Here is a 19,343-nt window from a genome sequence, read left to right as displayed (position 1 = left end):
TAATAAGTTAGATTCTGGCTGGAGAGTTACCGATTGTCAAGATTGAAGGTGTTGCTGCGTAGTCCCTTGCCCCACCCCAGCCCTCCCCTTATAAAAGGTTGGGGGGTAAACCAACCTCCAACAAAGCTACTTTTTAGCGGCACGCAGCAGCCTACAGGGAGAGTATTGTCTAGCTCATATCGGCGAATCTACAGCTTTTGACTGTATTAACGTGGCAATGTGGAGCCTCAAGATGGACGATACCGTTGCAACACATGTCTCAAAATTGTCAACTCTCACCCGTCCACCGATTCGATCCATGTCCAAACTGGAAGACCAATTTATCATTAATTTCTGGGGAGTACGCGGGAGTATCGCTTGTCCTGGAGCCGCCACCGTGCGCTACGGTGGTAATACGCCCTGCGTGGAAATGTTAGTGGGTGGTTATCGGCTGATTTTTGATGCAGGAACGGGGATTCATGTCTTAGGACAATCATTAATGAGTCACCTTCCCATCAACGGACATCTATTTTTTTCACACTCACATTGGGATCACATTCAAGGTTTCCCCTTCTTTTCTCCAGCATTTATGGAGGGTAATGAATTTGATATTTATGGTGGTGTAATTCCCCATGGCGTAACGATCGAACACCGTCTGCACGATCAGATGAATCAGCCTAATTTTCCAGTACCATTGCAGGTAATGGGTGCCAATTTACGCTTTCACAATCTCGATTATGGCGACAAAATTAATTTAGGCGAAGTTACTGTCTCCACAGGCAAATTAAATCATCCTGGTGGAGCGATGGGCTATCGCGTGAGCTGGCAAGATTATGCCGTTGCTTATATTACCGATACCGAACACTTTAGCACTGGACTCGATCGCAATGTATTGGCATTAGCCGAGCGAGCTGACGTGCTAATTTATGATTCTACTTATACCAATGAAGAGTATTATCATCCCCAAACTAGTAAGGTCGGCTGGGGACATTCGACATGGCAAGAAGGTGTGAAAATTGCCCAAGCCGCACGAGTCAAAAAGCTGGTAATTTTCCACCACGATCCCAGTCATGACGATCGATTCATGGATGCAGTTGAGTTACAATCGAAACGAATTTTTTCCGAATCGATCGTGGCAAAAGAAGGGATGAAAATTTTGGTAACCGAGCGGGTATCGATCGCCAATTAATCGATCGAATCGATTTCTTCCTCTTTTTGAAACTTCATCTGCGCCCAGGTTAATTGCTTGACCTTTTCGACATTTCCTTCGTTGACAGCATCTTTAAGATCTCGCTTTTCATGTGCGATCGCAATTGCTTCTTCTTTCGATCGAGAACTACTATCGAAACACTTTTCGAGGTTTTCAAAAACTCCCCGCCGCGATTTTGTGGAATGTTGGCGTTCGGTATCGAGCAATTTTGCCATCAATTCTAGGTGCATGGCATCGTCGCTACAGATCTCTTCTAAGATCGACCATTCATCGCCGCCTAATAGTTTCTTTTCCTGAATGCGAGTATCTTTAAACGGTTTGCCCATTACTTCTTCATAAATTCGCGGTAAACTATCGTCAAATTCGTGTTTTTCTTCCAGCCAAATGCGTCTAATTTCCCCTAACTCTTCATCAGTAATCAGGGTGATATCCTGCATATCTGCTGGTGCAGTTTGCTGAATTTGTACCTGTGCTTCCAGCACCCGTCGCAACCAATGTTCGCGCCAAAACTTAGTATAAGGCCCAGGAATCGGTGCTATTTCGGTACCATCTTTAGACTTGCGCTCGAATAGTTCGACTCTACCATATATGCGTCTAAAATCTCGCTTATCGCGATCGTCATAAATATCTAATTCATTCCGAATATCTAATAATGGTTGCAACCATTCTTTGTCTTCATCATTTTGAATCATTGCCTCCATCGATTTATCTTTATTCACCAGCGTACACACCCAGCAACCAAAGCGAGAATCGCCACAACTAGGTGTAGATGTATCGACAACTAACGGACATTCATTATCGGCAGTCGCGCCGCGATAGAGGCTGAATAAGTCTTGATTATTCCCACCCCAAGGATTGGGAAATTGCATCAGATACATCCATACCTCATCGGTACGCCAATCCTCGATCGGACTATAAATTAACGAATTAGGTAAACGGGCATTAGGGCTGAGATAATCTCTAACTCGATTTTTCTCATGCTTCTTCATCGTCATCGCACGTTTATTACTTTCTGCTTTGCGAGTACCTAAAACTAGGATAGTTTCACCATTTGCCTGCACCACTTCACGAATAAACCGATTGGCAGGATTAATCTTTAATCGATCGGTACACCATCTAAATCCATTTCTAGGTGCCGGATAACCCTTACCAATTAAATTACTCCAGAACGAATCTTTTACTACTGGTTTAAGTAAGTGTGCCTCGATCGGCAGTTGAAGTAATTCTGCTTGAGATTTTATTTGCTCGATACAACGACGAACCCAATTAGATACGATCGGATTTTCTACTTGAGTATCGGTAGTAATTACGTAAACCTTTTTTTTACGTTGTTCGGGTGCTAATGTCGCGATCGCGTTCCAAACAAGCTGTAAAATAGTACTAGAATCTTTCCCCCAAGATACACCTAAAATCCACGGGATACTGTCGCTGCAATAAAGTTCTTGGATTTCAACAGTTAACTTACTAACATCTTCTATGAAATCTGCGACACTGCGCTGTTCGGGTGGTAGTGTGGTAGCTTCTGTCATACAAGATAGTCTCTGAGTATACAATTTTGCAATAATGCAAATAGGTGAGTTGCACGCAACCCACCATAAACAGTATATCAATAATCAGGTTAATTATTAATTTAGACTTATTCCTGTTTGTTTTTCAACTTCAGCGATAGCAACTTTGAGAGCTTTTGTAATCGCAGCTCTTTGAGAAATTATTTTCTTTCCACCCTTATCATCATCAATTACAACGCTATTGTGCCATAAAATACAACTGCGACGATAGTCTAAACTAGCTAATGCCTTGATTAGTAGACTATTCTGTTCATCACTAAAATTGTTTTCAAAAAATATCAAATGCCCAATTCTGCTGATTATTTGAAATCCTACCGAATTAAAATCAATTCTCTCTTGTCGTAAATTGTATAGATTTACAAAGTTAGTCGATTGAGAGTGTGGTTGGCATAAAAGACTCCATGTTGTATTGTTAACTGCAAATTCAGTATAGAAAAGCTTGGTTTTATCTAGAAGCATTTGGTATTTTCCATCGCGTTCTTCAGTGTAAGAGTCAAGCTTTTTACTGTCTCCATACAAAAATTCAGATGCACCAGCTCTTAACTGATTCATTGTAAAAATATAATCTGGGTCTTTGCCAACAGTCTTTGATATTTTATCAATTCTACCATTGAATATATTTAGTTGCTTTGTAAGATCTCTACTGATTTTAGACAGAAAATCACTTACGTCAAATGATGCACGTAATGCGGCTGGTATTGGTTCATTTTTAGAACAATCTGCAAAATCTTGATGAATTTGATCGATATCATCTTCTTGAACCACCAAAACAGTAACGCTATCATTATGTAATTCTGGCTTAATTACTATTGCCTTTTTAATTGCTTCTAGACGATGCTGCCCATCTGTAACATACAAAGCAATATTACTAGGAATTAATGCGTATCCACATTTAACAGGGCCTTCACCGAAAGTGAAAACTTTGATAGGAGTATCTGAATTGAAAATAAATGGTGGCAAAATATAAGAAGGTGTTTCTGTTAAGTACTTAGCAATTTCTTTGACATGATTTTGCATTAATGGACGATTTATCATCTCGTCAACATTCGATTTGTTCTTTTTTCCATCTGCACTATTTAACCTTGCAAGTTCTAGTAGCATTGATAATGATAGCGAGAATGCTAGATGAGTTCGTTGACCTTGCTCATATACATGACAAATAAATGTCCTTGCGCCAGAAGTCATCGAATCTTGATAAGCCTGCTCCTGTGCATCTTTTGCAGTTGGTAGCGGAATTACATTAGCACTCGAACGTTTGTTATCCATAAAGATTGATACTTTTTGTAGTTATCCATAACAAACACGATAATCCGCGAAAAAGCATTTGTCAAGGCATTGCAGCTCAAAAATGAGCTGATTTGTAAAAATATAAGCAAAAATACTGTATCATCAGTCCATATAGTAGGTGATAAGTGCAAATAATTGCGATCTTGACTTTTGTAATAAAACAGTGACAATGCCAGCCAGCAAGATTCCCCGCATCCATCCCCACAAAATCCTTGTCCAAAACTAATATCAGAGTCATGACAGATAAATTGCAGCCCCAATTTACCGAAATTCTCGATCTCATCAGAACCGCTCAAAATTACGTCATTGCGACCAGCAACCAAGAACTCATCAAACTCTATTGGAGCATTGGTAAATATATCAGCGAACGATTGAAGACAACTGAATGGGGTCAAAAAGCAATCGAACAGCTTGCCGCATTCATCCAAACCCAAGAACCTGGCATCAAAGGATTTGAAAAGCGCAATCTAGAAAGGATGCGCCAATTTTACGAAACCTATCCTGAAATTGCGTCCGCACTGCGGACGCAATTAAACTGGACTCACCACCGCATCATCATGTCGCGCTGCAAAACTGAAGCAGAGCGACTGTTCTATATCCAACTTACCGCCACCGAACGATACACAACCCGCGAACTAGAAAGACAAATCAATAGCGGTATCTTCGAGCGTACCCTACTAGCCGACGCTAAATTACCAGTAGCTAACCAATCGCAGCCCCAGAAATTAGCTGGAGTATTTCGCGATAGCTACATCCTAGATTTCTTAAACTTGCCTCCCAGCCACTCTGAAAACGACCTCAAAACCTCACTCATTCTTTGCCTCAAAGACTTTATCCTCGAACTCGGACGCGATTTCTCTTTTATGGGGCAGGAATATCGCCTTCAAGTTGGCAATACTGATTTTTTTATCGATTTACTGTTCTATCACCGCGAACTGCAAAGCCTGGTTGCTTTTGAACTCAAGATCGATAAATTCAAGCCAGAACATCTGGGGCAATTAGAATTTTACCTTGAAGCTCTCGATCGAGATGTTAAAAAAACTCATGAAAATCCCAGCATTGGCGTGTTACTGTGCCGCGATAAAGATGATGAAGTTATTGAATATGCCTTGAGCCGTTCCCTTAGCCCTACGATCGTTGCTGAATATGAAATTAAACTCATTCCTAAAGAAACTCTCCGTCGAAAATTAAACGAGTTTTATGAATTACTAGCAGCTAAAGAAGATATTAGCCAGCACTAAAAAATCGTCTGTTAAGTTTTTAAAAACCTCTGGAGGGGGTGGCGGGAAAGCTGCTAGTCTAGTTGCGGTAACTTCACTCAGCCCTTGACAATGCCAGCTAGCAAGATTCCGAACCTTCAGCCTAATGAAATCCTCGTCCAACGTACCAATATGGGTGGTAGCGAGGCTTATATCGGCTCTGTGACGCTGCAATGGTTGGCCGATCGAGTAAAATATGCCTCGGAGATGAGTTTGCTATCCGATCGACATCAGCCTCAAGATAAGAACATCTCGATCGATAGCGACAGTATCGAAGTTATCCAACAGCGTCCGCTAGATTGGAGCAGACAGGCTGCTTTAGTTCAATATTTAGCAGGACGAACTACTCATAAATTCCCACCCGTACTAGTGACGATCGATCGGGATTGGGTTGATAATATTCATGCGAATGAGTGGGGGAGAGGCGGTAAAGCAACGGAGTCGGCAGCGATATTTATGCCGATCGATGGTAATAATAGTTTCGGGTTATTAGATGTGGGCGAATCCGTGCGAATTTATGCTCTCGACGGACAACATCGGTTGATGGGCGTACAGGGATTGATGGAGTTATTACGCGCGGGTGAATTGCCTCGATATAATAAAGAGCGGCATCCAGTGGGTAATAAAATTACGCTCGCAGAATTGGGGACATCTGAAGAATATTTAGAAAGTTTACCGCAGGAAACGATCGGGATCGAATTTATCTCGGCGGTGGTAAAAGGTGAGACGCAATTAGAGGCGCGCCGTAGAGTTCGATCGATCTTCGTCCATGTTAATCTGATGGCGATCGCGTTGAGTAAAGGACAATTAGCGCAATTAGATGAAAATGATGGTTTTGCGATCGTGGCAAGACAGATTGCTGTCAATCATCCGTTATTAAAAGATCTGCCAGGACGCAACCCGCGAGTGAATTGGGATAGTGCGACGGTGGCGACTAAAACTACCGTGCTGACAACTCTGCAAGCGTTGCAAGATATGGCGGCGAAATATCTGCAATATCGGTTCCCACAGTGGAAGCCTAAAGCGCAGAAAGGTTTGGTGCCGTTGCGTCCAGATACCGCCGAATTAGAAGTGGGAATTGAGTTTTTTAGTCAGTTATTCGATAAGTTATCTCAATTTACCAGTTACGGACGGCTCAAAGGAGAAGATACGAGCAAATTGCGTCGATTTAGTTTTGAAATCGATAGTGGTGAGGGACATTTATTATTTCGCCCCGTCGGACAAGTTGCTTTCGCTCAAGGGGTGGGAATGGCGGTTTTTAAAAAACAAATGGCTGAAACTGAGGTTTTCCGTAAACTCGATCGCTATGATGCCGATGGTGGGTTTAGTAATATTAATTTGCCCCAATCTCTGTGGTATGGGATTTTATTCGACCCTAATAAGAAACGCATTCTGGTATCTGGGCGCGATTTAGCGGCTAAGTTGATTGTATATTTACTAGGCGGCGTAGATAATGATTTCGATCGAGCCGAACTCCGCCGTCAAGTTGCTGAAGCGAGAACTATCGGTGAATATGCGATGAGTTTTGAGGGTGAATTAGTTACGCCCAAGGCGGTTGGGTTGCCACCTGTATTGACATAAGCAAATCTACATGACTACCATTTTAATGGTTGTAAAAGTTGTCCGGTCAAGCTTGGCTCGATCGGCATTTCGATCCCATATTTCTGCGGCCAGCGATGTTTGGGAAGATAAAATGAACCGAAGAGGATATCTATAATCGGCAAAATTGCGGCATAGTTTTTGTTGATATACTCCGCACCATCATTCGTATGATGCCAATGGTGAAAAGCAGGCGTAGCCAGCAACCGTTCGATAAACCCAAACCGCCAATTCATATTTGCGTGAACCCAGAAACTCCAGACGGTACCAACTACCGAATATAGGAGCGGTACGATGTCCGCAGAATCTGCCGTTGGCTGTGCCAAACCTAATAGATAGATCGGGACTAAGCCCGTAAACCGTCCAAAAAACATATCCAACGGATGGGCGCGAGTATTTACCAACCAGTCAATCTCTTCCGAACTATGGTGGATGGCATGAAACCGCCAGAGCCAGGGAATCTCATGCGACCAGCGATGACCCCAATACGCACCAAATTCGCCGACAATTATCGCGAGGACGAACCGAACTCGCAATGGTAGTGCTGCTACCCAAGTATAAATGCCGCTGGGTTCGATCTGATGAACTGCCGCAGCGACGATCGACATGGGGATAATTAGCAGCAATTTGGGCAGCAGACTATTGAGGAAGTAATAACCCAAGTCGATGAAAAATTCTTTCCGCAAAACTGGTTGTTTTTGCTGGGCGCACAGCCGTTCTAGCGGGATAAAGACGATCGCGATAATTACCAACCAAGTACATAAGCTGAAGATTTCTAATGCTAATGATGGTAGATACTGTTGCATGTTATCAAACCGTCTATAAGTTTGGGTTAAAAATCTTGCTAAAACAAATTGAGGTTGTGCTTAATGATGGCGCAACCTCAACCGAAAATGCGTTTCGATCGTGACGATCGGTAAAGCTCGGTTGTTAGTAAACTTTCTAGTATTTGAATTACTAATTAAAAGTTATAGCTAGGAATTCAAACAATTGAGGATTTATTTAGGCATTTTTGGTAGATTTAGATAGTTTCTTTCTCAGCCGCAGCGCGACCGTACCGCCGACGATCGTACCGATAATCGTCAAAGGTTCGGGAACGGGAGTAGGTGTAACCGAGACACTAGATAACAGAGAGAATGGTGGTTTTCCGGCTGGAGTGCCAACTGCCAAGAACGTCAAGATATCGCTAGTGCTATTAGCGGTGAATGTTAGTTTCTGTTTTTGCCAAGGGGTTACCCGCGTAGCTGTATTTGGAAATATATTGATAGTTGATAGCTGAGTTTTTGCGAGTTGTGCGCCAGTAGTATCGTAATTCAGAATACTTGTATCGAGACAGACCCGCCATCTTTCGGTTGTCGCGCCAGTAAATGTTCTTTGCTGTCCAGCAGCCTGATAAAATGTTACATCATATGGTTTACCTGTTACCCAATTGCTACCTTTAGAATCGATCGATCGTTGCTAGGCAATCGATCGATCGAAGCTGCTTTTTATTAGCTCAAACTCGTGTCGATGGCGCGACTCTCAACTTCTTTAAGTAAAACAGCTACGAATTCAAACACTTCAGGACTTATTTAGGTATTTTTGTCAGATTTTAGTTTCTTTCTCAACCCCAAAGCTGCTGCACCGCCTACAATCGTACCGATAATTGTGAAAGGTTCGGGAGCCTGGACGGCAGTGACGCTAACGCCAGTTAACAGCGAAAATGGCGGCTTGCCACCAGGCAATCCGACTGCCAAGAACGAGAGCGTAGTAGAGGCAGCATCGGCTGTAAATGTCAGCGTCTCCTGCTGCCAAGGACTGACGGCAGTAGCCGTATTTGTTTGACCACTCGGTAGTGTTACATCTACATCTCGTCCTGGCCCGTAAGGTTGGATCGGCGACATTAGTCGTGACAACTTCCCAGCAGTTTTGTAATTTGATGTAGTCAAGACCGTACTGCCCAAATTAACTGCAAACTGCTCGATCGTGCCACCCTCGAAGGTTCTTTGCTGTCCGGCTGCTTGATAAAAGCTGACAGCATATAACTGTCCTGGTGTTAGCCCAGAAACTGTTTGCGTAATCGTACTTGCAAAGCCAGGGTCGCCATCTGCAACTACATAAAAACCATTGGTCGTGCCAAAGTTTTGTGAGCCAACAATCGGATTGAGAATTGGAGTATTACCATACATTTGCTGCGTACCGTCACCTCGTCCGCCTTTGATATTCAAATTATCTCGGTAAGCATTCCCCATCGAAACCAGCCAATTCAATCCACTACCAAAACTCCATCCAGTAGCAGTAGCCGTGTTAGTGAGTATGCCCGAAGAACCCGTTCCTAGAGGAGGATTCCCTGCGATTCCTCGTTCTGTGAGAGTAGTACTAGTGAGGTTATTCTGACTAAAGTCACCATTAACCAGAGTTACCGCTTGAGCGGATAAGTTAGTCGTACAGAGGCCGATCGCGGATAATCCGCCGATCGCAGCTCTAAGCGTTGCATTCATAATTTGTCTCCTTACAAGTTACCCAGTCGCTGCCTTTGAAGTCGATCGATTATGCCTAAGCCAAATAGCTTAAAATCGTAATCAGCTTATCTTGCAACGATCGTCTTGTCAATACTAGTCAAGTGCTATAAACTAATACGTTTTGACCGATCCCAGTGCGTGCGAGTAACGTAAAAAAACAAAGGTACTCAGTAATTTTGCTGAGTAACGTCCGCTCGAAATAGTCGTTCGTGCAGTTACAGGGTAATTTCCGATCGAGAAGATACCAATCGATCGGGTTTCGGCTGACTTCGATCGTTACCAGGAGATCGAAGCAGCCGATTTTTATTAGATCGAATTCGTATCGATCGGGCGATTTTCAACTTCTTTAAACCAAGCAGCCTGCCCATAAAAAACGCCATTTGCTGTAAAAACATTCCAGACAATTCCGTCTGAGATGGTAAATTCTTTTCCAGTTTTGCTAATGCGAACGCCACTATAGCCATTGATATAATTATCGACCTTAACTCGTGCCATCATTGCAGATCGCTCCGCGCGATCGATTGGTTTGGCAGTCTCTCTAGAGTGCATGGTTGTTATTTCTGCCCAAGAAACTTCCCACTGTGCTAATACTTGCTGATTTCCATAAGTCAAAATGGGATCGGCAGCGTTATTATGACTTAATAGATAGAAGTCGGCATTAAATACTTGCGAGCCTAATGTATCTAATGAAAAGCCATAATCGGCGATGAGATCGTAACCCGTCCATCTGTTTAAATTTTCCAGCAGCAGTAAAACATGCTCTCGATGATAGTTGTTCTCGTGACTAGGAATTGCAAGCATCGATGCGATCGGTTATTTTTCAACAGCGAGACTAACCGCCTGAGGCTAATCTCGCTCGGTCTCCACCAATTTTAATCTAATCGATCGCACCCACGGCTATTTCAGCCAGAAAGCCAGAATATTTGCGCTACGCTTAAAAGAGGTATCACGATCGCCATCTAACTTTCTGGGAGTAAACCAATTTTGCAATTAGAGGCACAGTTAGCTAAATTAGCCGAATTAGGACTCATCCTCAATCCTGAGATAACGATCGAGGATATCCTGTTTTCATTCGATCGACAAACATTAGAGTCCGATCCTTTTAAGCTATTGCTGTTTACTTTCGGCTCGGAAGTAGAACGGGAGCCGAAAGGACGCAGAATTTGCAACCGTGTCTGGAATTTCGATCCCGAACGCATCTCTGCGACTGGCGATTATGTTGAGATCGTCCGACAACTTTGTCTGCTCGGTGGCGATGCAGACTACCTACAAGAGATTGTGGACTATATCGATCTAGATGAAGGTGAATGCTGGCTAGAGTATACATTAGGGGAGAATAGGCGGCACTGGGAGATCGAATCCAATGATGACTGGGCAGATATGCTCGCGCTTTCGTATGTGATGGAAGATATTCAGCGCGATGGGTGTCAATTTTATACACTCGATAACGAGCAAGCGATGATTTTGGTTTACGTCGATGCCGATACCGCCATCAAATTAAGCGATCTGTGCGATGAGGATCTGGAGCCAGTTATTCCTGGATAAGATGAAGAATTATATCTAATTATCAATATTGATTTCAAAATCTCATAGTTTCAATTGGTGACGATCGAATCGGATGATAAGCTGCTAATCACTATTTGCAAAAGTTTAATTATTATCCAATCTCACTAATTGAAAAACTATGTATAAAAGTAAATCCGGTCGTACCTTATTCGATGTCGCTCTGCCTGCTGCAATCGGTGCTGGCGTAGTCACGACGTTTGCGATCGCTCAAGGACAACATCCGGCAATGGCGATCGCGATTACGGCGATCGCCACCATATTTACAGTAGTTTGTTATCGCTTCGATCTCATCTAAATTAGACGTCTTTTATTCTCATAAATAAATTGTTGGCGCGATCGCGGATACTCTGCCAATCTTCTCGCAAAACTTCAGCCGGGGGAAACAATGAGCCGGATAATCCTACCGCCACCGCACCAGCAGCTAAAAAGTCAGGGGCATTGCGATCTGTTACGCCGCCAGTCGGAATCAGCGGAATTTGGCCGATCGGCCCCTGTAATACTTGTAAGTAACTCACCCCACCCACCGCTTGAATGGGAAAGACTTTCACCGCAGTCGCGCCAGCTTGCCATGCTGTGATAATTTCGGTTGGCGTCAAGGCTCCAGGCACGATCGGGATTTCGGCAGCAATGGCAGCTTGAATTAAACTCAGATCGACGTGTGGTGTAAACATATATTCAGCCCCACAGGCGATCGCATTGCGGACATCGGCTAGACTCAAGATCGTCCCCGTCCCGATCGAACAATCCGGTAGTTCCGCCCGCAGCGACTCAATTAATTCCCACGGTCGATCGCTATTAGCCGTAATTTCAATTAATTTAATCCCCCCAGCCGCCACCGCCCGCGCCATCTCAATCCCGATTCGCAGATCGCAAGAGCGAATCACCGCAATAATTCGCTCTTGTTTGACAAGCTTTAACCAATTGTCCCCGTAGCTGGGCATCATCTTCTTAGGGGATAGGGGATAGGGGATAGGGAATAGGGATAAGGCTTTAGGCTTTAGGCTTTAGGCTTTAGGCTTTAGGTTTTAGGCTTTAGGTTTTAGGGAATAGGGATGAGGCTTTAGGTACTAGAGGGAAGTTTTACCCATTACTCATTACTCATTACTCATTACTCATTACTCATTACTCATTACTCATTACCCATCCACCCATCCACCCATCCACCCATCCACCCATCTACCCCTCTCCCCTTCCCTTTTTCACCTCAGCACTATAATCCTGCACTGCTTGGGCGATCGTTGCGCGTAAATTGACATAAGCCTTAGCAAAAGGTGGTTGTCGCTGTGTTAAACCTAATAGATCTGCCGTCACTAATACTTGTCCGTCGCAGTCTGCGCCTGCACCAATGCCGATTGTCGGAATCGAGAGTTTTTGGGAAATCGATTTGGCTAAATCGGCTGGAATATGTTCGAGCACGATCGAAAATGCCCCTGCTGCTTCTAAGGCTAGTGCTGATTCGATCGACCGTTCGCGATCGGTTTCGGTTTGTCCCTGTTGGCGATAGCCCAATTGATGCACCGATTGCGGCGTCAAGCCGATATGTCCCATTACCGGAATCCCGATTTCCACCAGTCGCGATATTGTTGCTACCATTGCCGGATGTCCACCTTCGAGCTTCACCGCCTGTGCGCCTGTCTCCTTAAGGATTCTACCTGCCGACGCGATCGCGACCTCAGTACTAGTTTGATAGCTCAGAAATGGCAGATCGACGACAATCAGCGCATTTTTGACACCGCGCTTGACGGCTTTGGCATGGTGAATTATTTCATCGAGCGTTAGCGGAAGGGTATTTTCGTACCCCAATACTACCATCGCCAGCGAGTCGCCAACGAGAATCAGATCTACTCCAGCTTCATCCAAAATTTGCGCGATCGCAAAATCCCACGCCGTCAGCGCGACGATTTGTTTTCCGTTCGGTTTATATTGCAACAACTGGCGAACTGTGGGCATGAATGGGTGGATGGGTGGATGGGTGGATGGGTGGATGGGTGGATGGGTGGATGAGTGGATGAGTGGATGAGTGGATGAGTGGATGGGTGGAATTGGAACGCAGTTCCAAGCCTAAAGCCTAAAGCCTAAAGCCTAAAGCCTAAAGCCTAAAACCTAAAACCTAAAGCCTAAAGCCTAAAGCCTAAAACCTAAAGCCTAAAGCCTAAAGCCTAAATTTGACTGAGAGCTTTGGTAGTTATACACTCTAGTTTAGGGCTTACTACTAGCACAGAGACTAAAATAGCAACCTTAAATTAATTATTATGAGCGATTTACCAGTCGAGCCAGTTGAAGCCAAGAGTGCCAAGACGCGACAAATGTTGGGGATGAAGGGAGCTTCGACGGAGGCGGCTTCGATTTGGAAAATTCGGTTGCAGTTGATGAAGCCGATTACCTGGATTCCTTTGATGTGGGGGGTTGTGTGCGGTGCGGCGTCGTCTGGCGAGTATACTTGGTCGATCGAGAATGTGCTCAAAGCGGCCTTGTGTATGCTGATGTCGGGGCCATTATTGACTGGTTATACTCAAGTTGTCAATGAGTGGTACGATCGCGAGATCGATGCTGTCAACGAACCTTATCGTCCGATTCCTTCAGGGGCAATTTCTGGCTCTCAGGTAATCGTCCAAATTTTTGTGTTATTAATTGGCGGCATTGGCGTTGCCTATATTCTCGATCGAGCCGTAAATCATGATTTCCCTGTCATGACTTGTTTGGCGATTGGCGGTGCATTTGTCGCTTATATTTATTCGGCTCCACCATTAAAATTAAAACAAAATGGTTGGTTGGGTACATATGCGTTGGGTGCGAGTTATATTGCCTTACCTTGGTGGGCTGGTCATGCTTTATTTGGGACGCTAAATTGGACGATAGTTATCATGACGTTGTTCTATAGTTTAGCCGGACTGGGCATCGCGATCGTCAATGATTTTAAAAGTGTCGAAGGCGATAAGCAATTTGGTTTAAAGTCGCTTCCAGTCATGTTTGGTATCGATAAGGCTGCTTGGATTTGCGTATTAATGATTGATATTTTCCAAGCAGGAATAGGTGTTTATCTGATTACGATTCACCAAAATCTCTATGCGGCAATTTTATTCTTATTAATCATCCCGCAGATTACATTCCAAGATATGTATTTCCTGCGCAACCCGCTCGAAAATGATGTCAAATATCAAGCGAGCGCGCAACCTTTTCTCGTTATTGGAATGTTAGTAGCTGGACTAGCTTTCGGTCGTGTTTAGATAGCAAGATTGACAGATTAAAGTATTATTTCATCGAATTTACTAGATACCCGATGGATCGAACTCGATCCATCGGGTATTTTTTGATGCGATCGATCGCGCTCATACCGAGCAGCGATCGTCCTGACAACTCTTAAACTGATAGGGTGATAAATAAGTGCGATCGCGTTTGCCAAACCAAGCATAACGATTGTCGCGAATCTGAAGATAACCGCGATCGCCCAACCATTTTAATCCAGGTACCCATCGATAGAGATCGACTGCTAAATCGACTCCTGGCAATAGTTTGCCAATTTCTTCTGCGGCTGCGCTACCTTGCCAGCGTTGGCTCGGTTCGGCGGCGTTAATTAACATCATTCCCTGTTCGCAATCTTGAGCTGTGACGCCCAGTTCGCTGAGGGTAAGAGTGTCTTGCATGGGGATATATTGAAAGATCTTGCCACGATCTAGTTGTTCTAGTTGCTGTACGAAGGTGACGCACAGGTTGCAGTTGCCATCATAGATCGCATAGTAAGACATCGACACTAACTATAAATTGATACTATTCATAGTGTAACAAAGGTGCCTGCTTAAGCTACTCGAGTTTGACTCTTGGCTTAAACAGGCACCTTGTTGTAACCTAAACTGGGACGGGACTGACGGGGCTCGAACCCGCGACCTCGCGCGTGACAGGCGCGCGCTCTAACCAACTGAGCTACAGTCCCATTTATTCAACAGATACAATTATGCACTTTCTACGCAAGGATGTCAACTACTTGGCGTTAAAGTGTTGGCGGGCGTTGCTGGATTGATGTATGAAGCATAGATTTTGCCCTCACCCCGCCTCCCATCTCTAGCTTTTCAGACCTGAATCCAGCAACGCCTAAATTTTAATTAACTTAATTCGGCAACGATCCCGTCGGCTAAAAGTATTCGATCTGTGAGTAAATCTTCGACAGTAATGCGTAGCTGTCGATCGCGATCGACATTAAATTTTACCTTGACGCGATCGGTGCCGGGATAGCCTGCTGGTTCGAGTTGGGCGATACTTCTGGCACCCTCGCGATCGTTTAAAGATTTGACATCTTTGACGCCGCCAGTGAGACAGCGGGTAATCAACCTGTCGCCATCGAAATAAACTTCGGTACCGCCAGTTGTGGCTCCTAATTCGCCGATAATTAATTCGATGCTGGGTTGATTTTCGCGCGATGCACCGAGGGTTAATTCGACAGATTCGGACATGGGATAAGGTTGTCCCGATTGAATAATTGGGTGCCAATTATGGGCGTTGCGTCGCTTATCCCAATAGCGCACGCCATAACTATGATAGAGAAAATCTCGGACTTCGATGCCTTGGAGTAATTGTAAAGCACCGTGAGCGATCGCTTCAAATGGTTTCGATTGGCGTAATTTAGTTTCATCAAAATACTGACGCACCCAAGTTTGCACGGCAGGAATTTGGACGGTACCGCCGACTAATAATACACCATCGATATCGTTAGTTTCGATGCCTTGACGTCTGGCTTGTTGGAGGACTTGAGTCATCGATTCATCCAATCTGTCGAAAAATTGATGGGATGTTAAAATTTCCTCGAAGCGATCGCGTGTCAAACTAAACTCGTAACTATCAAACGTGCGATCGTCAAAATATGCTTCCGCTGCCGTAGTTTGCAACGAGAGTTGAATTTTTAACTTTTCTGCCAATCTGGTAATTAGTGGCGTTACTTTTATGCCCTGCACTTGAGCTAATTCCTGCGCCACCCAATTATCGATATCCGTCCCGCCCAAATTTTGCCCAGCTTTGGCAATTACCCGCGCCAACTGAGGCTGTTGAGTCGCCGCTTCGAGCGATTTGTCTCCCCACTTGAGCAAGAATCCGAGCGGCTTTTTGCCTTGTTGCACTTGCTTGGTAAGCTGCACTAGCGATAAATCTAACGTCCCGCCCCCAAAATCGACGACTAACAACGTTCCGGCGGCTGTCATGCCATATCCCAAAGCCGCCGCTGTCGGCTCGTCTATGAGGCGAATTCGCTCGACTGGGAGCAGATCGCAAACGCCACTCAACCAGTTGCGATACACCTCAAAACTATCGACAGGTACCGTCAGTACCAACGATTCGCCCACATCTAACGACTTTTGTAACTGCTTGAGGATACCCGTCAGAAATAGTTCGCCCACCCGCTCGAATGTCATCGACACCCCATCGAGTTTGGGCAAAAATCCTTGAATCTGAGCACCGATGCCCCGCTTGAAGCCGCGAAAATAACGATTATCACCCTGAAGATCCAACCCGCGATCGCGTACCATTTGACCTAGTAAGACTCGCTCCGTACTCCCATCTTCGACATATACCAAGCTGGGAATCAATGGTGGATTCATGCCACCAACTAAGGATAACCCCGGTAATATTACCGTTTCGGCTTGTTGTGTCGCTGCATTCCAACGACTGATGACGGTATTACTAGTCCCAAAATCGATCGCGATGGCCATAGCACATGGTGTAAGGGTTCTAACTATTTAGCCTACCACGGCAGATATTTTAAGGCGAGTTTGGCTCGATTTAAAGTAAGATCTAGATTTGCCTTCACTGCTGCGATTGCATACAAGTTCCAAGTTCTTAAATCCACCTACTCTCGCATCTTCACCAAGGCATCTTTAACCGTATTGGGTAATTGACGCATAATTTTACCTTTTTCGCGATCGACAGCCACCAGTGTCACCATTCCAGTTAGGTAGATAACTTCCCGATCGACTGATTGGATTTCATATTCCCAGATAATGCGCACGCCTTCCATGTCGATAGTCCGGGTTTTGACGATCGCCGACTCGCCCATTTTAAGCGAGCGGTGATAGCGAAGTGATAAATCGACGACGGGGAGATCGCAACCTAGAGACACCAAATCGGCAAAATCAATCCCGATCGATTTCAAACATTCGACTCTAGCTTCTTCCATCCAGGTAAGATAAGTACCATGCCAGACAATCCCGCCATAGTCGGTATGATGGGGATGTACCACGATCGGGTACTCAAACCAGTTGGCGGACATGGCTTGGTAGCTCAATTTTTCGATCGAACTCTCTGTGGGAATTTGAGAACGAATATCCGTAGTTTCTGCCATGACGATCTATCTGCGGTTAGTGATGCGGACAATGAGGTAGTGCGTTATGTTAACTGAATAATAGTATGCAGCGTTGATATGAATATACGCCGGATTGCCGCACTTGTATGGGGGTTAATTGTAATTGTAGCTAGTAATACGATCGTGATGATGCCGACTGCGAGTGCCAACTCGTCCGCTCAAAGCGAGGTCCGATTTACATCGCAACAACAGCAAATCGTCGCCCAGCTCAAAACTGCCAATGTCATTTATCTAGGCGAAACTCACGATCGTCCGATCGATCGCCAGCATCAACTGTCAATTATTCAAGCTTTATTCCAGCATAATCCGCAAGTTGCCATCGGCATGGAAATGTTTCAGCGTCCGGCGCAGCCACTGCTCGATCGTTATTTAGCGGGCAAAATTACCGCCGCCGAGTTGCGAGTACAATCAGAATTTGATAAACGCTGGGGTTATAAATGGGAAGATTACGCGCCGATTCTAGAATTTGCTAAAGCCAATCGCTTGCCAGTCATCGCCCTCAATACCCCTACCGAAATCACGCGTAAGGCAGCCAGAGAAGGCTTGGAGAGCCTCACGGCAGCAGAGCGGCAATGGATCCCCCCACTGACGGAAATCGATCGCTCTAACGCCAAATATCAGCAGATGATTTTGGGTAGTTACCGTCAACATGCCGGGATTGTTTCGATTTCTAGCAAAAGTTTTGACAGATTTTATAATGCCCAATTACTATGGGATGAGACGATGGCCGAGCGAGTTGCTAATTTTGTCAAGCAAAATCCTCGTTACCAAAAGGTCGTAATTGCAGGTAGCTCGCATATTATTTATGGATATGGCATTCCCGATCGAGTTTTACGCCGAGTAGGTGGCTCGAAATTTACCCAAAAGACCGTTTTACTCAGTCTCGATCGCGATTTACTTACATCGCCGAAACCTGCGGACTTTATTTGGGAAACAGCAAATAATTGATAATCGATCCTAAATTTTGAGAATGTCTGCGATTGTGTTGCTGCGGCATGTCGGTACGTAATGCTATCTGATACCAAATCCGGTGAGTAAGACCCCCTAATCTTGCCCTCACCCCCAACCCCTCTCTCTTGTCGCACACAAACGGGAGGGAACCTCCCGTTCGATGCGCCGCTCCCAAGCTTGGGAGAGGGGAGCCGAAACCGCAGGTGAGGGCGAAGGGTTTCGATCGCAAAAGAAGGGTTTGTGAAGCGGATTTAGTATGACTGGAAGCAGAAGTCGATTGCCTCACAGCCAAACCCTATACACTCATCAGTACCCAGCTCTGCACATCTCCACAAAAGCCCTCCTAAATTTAAATTTAGGAGGGCTTTTGAGATCGGAGCATCAGAGTTTTAAGCTCTGTCGCTCTCGCCTGGAAACTACCGGAAATTAGTTGACACCTTCTAGAGATTTGGCTGGTAATCCGAGCGTTGTAGAAGTTTTGAGAGTATCTGCTGGGAGTAAACTAGCCATTTTGGGCACTGCGCTCAAAGGTTGAGTGCTGCCTAAAATCAATCCACCCAAATTGTTGCGTCGATCGACTAGCATCCACGACTGTTGTGGAGTTGGGGCGAGGATCTGTGCGTAATTACGCTTGCGCGCGATCGAGACGGTAGTCACGTTCTGCCGTTCGCTCTTGGCAACTATCGAGTTGCGAACAGGTTTGACAGTTCTGGCAGCTAATAACCGATCGCCAGGAATATCAAATTTTGGTACGCTCGCCGTGTAAGCCTGAGCGGTAGCTAATTGTAGATTCACTGGGTTAGCCGGACGGACAGTAGCAACCGTTGGGGATACAAACCGATTGACAGCAAGTAGCGCGCTCGATTTGTTGCTACTGACTTTGGTTACTGGGGTAGATGCCAGTAGTGGCTGACTGTTGATGTTGTTGCCCAACAACCGTTGCAATCCAGCCGGAATAGCAGCGATCGGATCGAGGGAGTGAGTAGCTCCAGTAGCTGCTTTTGGCAGTAAGGTTTTGGGTGCTTTAGAGGTGACTCTAACTGGTGGAATCGTCGCGATCGGGTCTAAACCATATGG

19 protein-coding genes and 1 tRNA gene are annotated in these 19,343 nt (G+C 45.0%); 7 read left to right on the top strand and 13 right to left on the bottom strand.

The features are described from left to right. Positions 1–298 precede the first annotated feature (298 nt). Positions 299–1,168, top strand: coding sequence for an MBL fold metallo-hydrolase (locus C7B77_RS06335; protein ID WP_106301654.1), 870 nt, complete (start codon positions 299–301; stop codon positions 1,166–1,168). Here C7B77_RS06335 and dndC read toward each other — a convergent pair. Then, positions 1,165–2,718 carry a DNA phosphorothioation system sulfurtransferase DndC gene (gene dndC, locus C7B77_RS06330; RefSeq protein WP_106301651.1) on the bottom strand — a complete coding sequence of 518 codons (1,554 nt, stop codon included), beginning with the start codon at positions 2,716–2,718 and terminating at the stop codon, positions 1,165–1,167. The genes C7B77_RS06335 and dndC overlap by 4 nt on opposite strands. A gap of 96 nt (positions 2,719–2,814) precedes the next feature. Further along, entirely contained in the window at positions 2,815–4,023 is a 1,209-nt protein-coding gene (locus C7B77_RS06325; RefSeq protein WP_106301648.1) for a DNA sulfur modification protein DndB, read from the bottom strand. A 257-nt stretch (positions 4,024–4,280) separates the two neighbouring features. Here C7B77_RS06325 and C7B77_RS06315 point away from each other — a divergent pair, with 257 nt between their 5' ends. Together C7B77_RS06315 and C7B77_RS06310 are read left to right on the top strand one after the other, a co-directional pair. Further along, the gene (locus C7B77_RS06315) at positions 4,281–5,285 is read left to right on the top strand and encodes a PDDEXK nuclease domain-containing protein (RefSeq protein ID WP_181243731.1); all 1,005 of its coding nucleotides are present in this window, start codon (positions 4,281–4,283) and stop codon (positions 5,283–5,285) included. A 90-nt stretch (positions 5,286–5,375) separates the two neighbouring features. Next, the gene (locus tag C7B77_RS06310; RefSeq protein ID WP_106301642.1) at positions 5,376–6,884 is read left to right on the top strand and encodes a DGQHR domain-containing protein; all 1,509 of its coding nucleotides are present in this window, start codon (positions 5,376–5,378) and stop codon (positions 6,882–6,884) included. Positions 6,885–6,898: 14 nt separating this feature from the next. Here the strand turns inward: C7B77_RS06310 and C7B77_RS06305 are convergent, their stop codons facing one another. The 4 genes from C7B77_RS06305 to C7B77_RS06295 all read right to left on the bottom strand — a co-directional run bounded on the left by C7B77_RS06305 (position 6,899) and on the right by C7B77_RS06295 (position 10,204). Beyond that, positions 6,899–7,708, bottom strand: a complete 810-nt coding sequence (locus C7B77_RS06305; RefSeq protein WP_106301639.1) for a sterol desaturase family protein — start codon at positions 7,706–7,708, stop codon at positions 6,899–6,901. Positions 7,709–7,904: 196 nt separating this feature from the next. Then, positions 7,905–8,081, bottom strand: a complete 177-nt coding sequence (locus C7B77_RS29120; RefSeq protein WP_181243730.1) for a PEP-CTERM sorting domain-containing protein — start codon at positions 8,079–8,081, stop codon at positions 7,905–7,907. A gap of 392 nt (positions 8,082–8,473) precedes the next feature. Beyond that, on the bottom strand, positions 8,474–9,382 hold the full coding sequence (locus C7B77_RS06300; protein ID WP_106301636.1) for a carbohydrate binding domain-containing protein: 909 nt from the start codon (positions 9,380–9,382) through the stop codon (positions 8,474–8,476). A gap of 327 nt (positions 9,383–9,709) precedes the next feature. Next, positions 9,710–10,204, bottom strand: coding sequence for an MEKHLA domain-containing protein (locus C7B77_RS06295; RefSeq protein WP_106301633.1), 495 nt, complete (start codon positions 10,202–10,204; stop codon positions 9,710–9,712). A gap of 183 nt (positions 10,205–10,387) precedes the next feature. On the opposite strand from C7B77_RS06295, the gene C7B77_RS06290 reads away from it, so the two are divergent. Further along, positions 10,388–10,948 (top strand): hypothetical protein, encoded by a 561-nt coding sequence (locus C7B77_RS06290; protein ID WP_106301630.1) that lies wholly within the window; start codon positions 10,388–10,390, stop codon positions 10,946–10,948. A gap of 139 nt (positions 10,949–11,087) precedes the next feature. Continuing rightward, positions 11,088–11,264, top strand: a complete 177-nt coding sequence (locus C7B77_RS29680; RefSeq protein ID WP_181243729.1) for a hypothetical protein — start codon at positions 11,088–11,090, stop codon at positions 11,262–11,264. A gap of 1 nt (position 11,265) precedes the next feature. On the opposite strand, the gene C7B77_RS06285 is transcribed toward C7B77_RS29680, so the two are convergent. Next, entirely contained in the window at positions 11,266–11,910 is a 645-nt protein-coding gene (locus tag C7B77_RS06285) for a bifunctional 4-hydroxy-2-oxoglutarate aldolase/2-dehydro-3-deoxy-phosphogluconate aldolase (RefSeq protein ID WP_106301657.1), read from the bottom strand. A 235-nt stretch (positions 11,911–12,145) separates the two neighbouring features. Then, positions 12,146–12,919: a 3-methyl-2-oxobutanoate hydroxymethyltransferase gene (panB, locus tag C7B77_RS06280; protein WP_106301627.1), complete on the bottom strand. Its 774-nt coding sequence runs from the start codon at positions 12,917–12,919 to the stop codon at positions 12,146–12,148. 302 nt (positions 12,920–13,221) lie between these two features. On the opposite strand from panB, the gene chlG reads away from it, so the two are divergent. Next, a complete protein-coding gene (gene chlG, locus C7B77_RS06275; protein WP_106301624.1) occupies positions 13,222–14,196 on the top strand; it encodes a chlorophyll synthase ChlG in 975 nt (324 codons plus the stop codon). A gap of 102 nt (positions 14,197–14,298) precedes the next feature. On the opposite strand, the gene C7B77_RS06270 is transcribed toward chlG, so the two are convergent. The 4 genes from C7B77_RS06270 to C7B77_RS06255 form a co-directional block, all read right to left on the bottom strand. After that, complete coding sequence (locus tag C7B77_RS06270) at positions 14,299–14,715, bottom strand: thiol-disulfide oxidoreductase DCC family protein (protein WP_106301621.1); 417 nt, start codon at positions 14,713–14,715, stop codon at positions 14,299–14,301. Positions 14,716–14,826: 111 nt separating this feature from the next. Continuing rightward, positions 14,827–14,900, bottom strand: a tRNA-Asp gene (locus C7B77_RS06265). A 169-nt stretch (positions 14,901–15,069) separates the two neighbouring features. Further along, positions 15,070–16,665, bottom strand: coding sequence for an Hsp70 family protein (locus tag C7B77_RS06260; RefSeq protein ID WP_106301618.1), 1,596 nt, complete (start codon positions 16,663–16,665; stop codon positions 15,070–15,072). Positions 16,666–16,802: 137 nt separating this feature from the next. Continuing rightward, a complete protein-coding gene (locus tag C7B77_RS06255) occupies positions 16,803–17,294 on the bottom strand; it encodes an acyl-CoA thioesterase (protein WP_106301615.1) in 492 nt (163 codons plus the stop codon). Positions 17,295–17,372: 78 nt separating this feature from the next. On the opposite strand from C7B77_RS06255, the gene C7B77_RS06250 reads away from it, so the two are divergent. Further along, the gene (locus tag C7B77_RS06250; RefSeq protein WP_106301612.1) at positions 17,373–18,263 is read left to right on the top strand and encodes a ChaN family lipoprotein; all 891 of its coding nucleotides are present in this window, start codon (positions 17,373–17,375) and stop codon (positions 18,261–18,263) included. A gap of 429 nt (positions 18,264–18,692) precedes the next feature. Here the strand turns inward: C7B77_RS06250 and C7B77_RS29675 are convergent. After that, positions 18,693–19,343, bottom strand: a 651-nt coding sequence (locus C7B77_RS29675) for a hypothetical protein (protein WP_181243728.1), incomplete at its 5' end; no start/stop codon positions are given.

The sequence above is a fragment of the Chamaesiphon polymorphus CCALA 037 genome (genome assembly GCF_003003845.1).
GTDB classification, from domain to species: Bacteria; Cyanobacteriota; Cyanobacteriia; order Cyanobacteriales; family Chamaesiphonaceae; genus Chamaesiphon; species Chamaesiphon polymorphus.
This window is presented reverse-complemented; position numbering and strand designations above follow the sequence as displayed.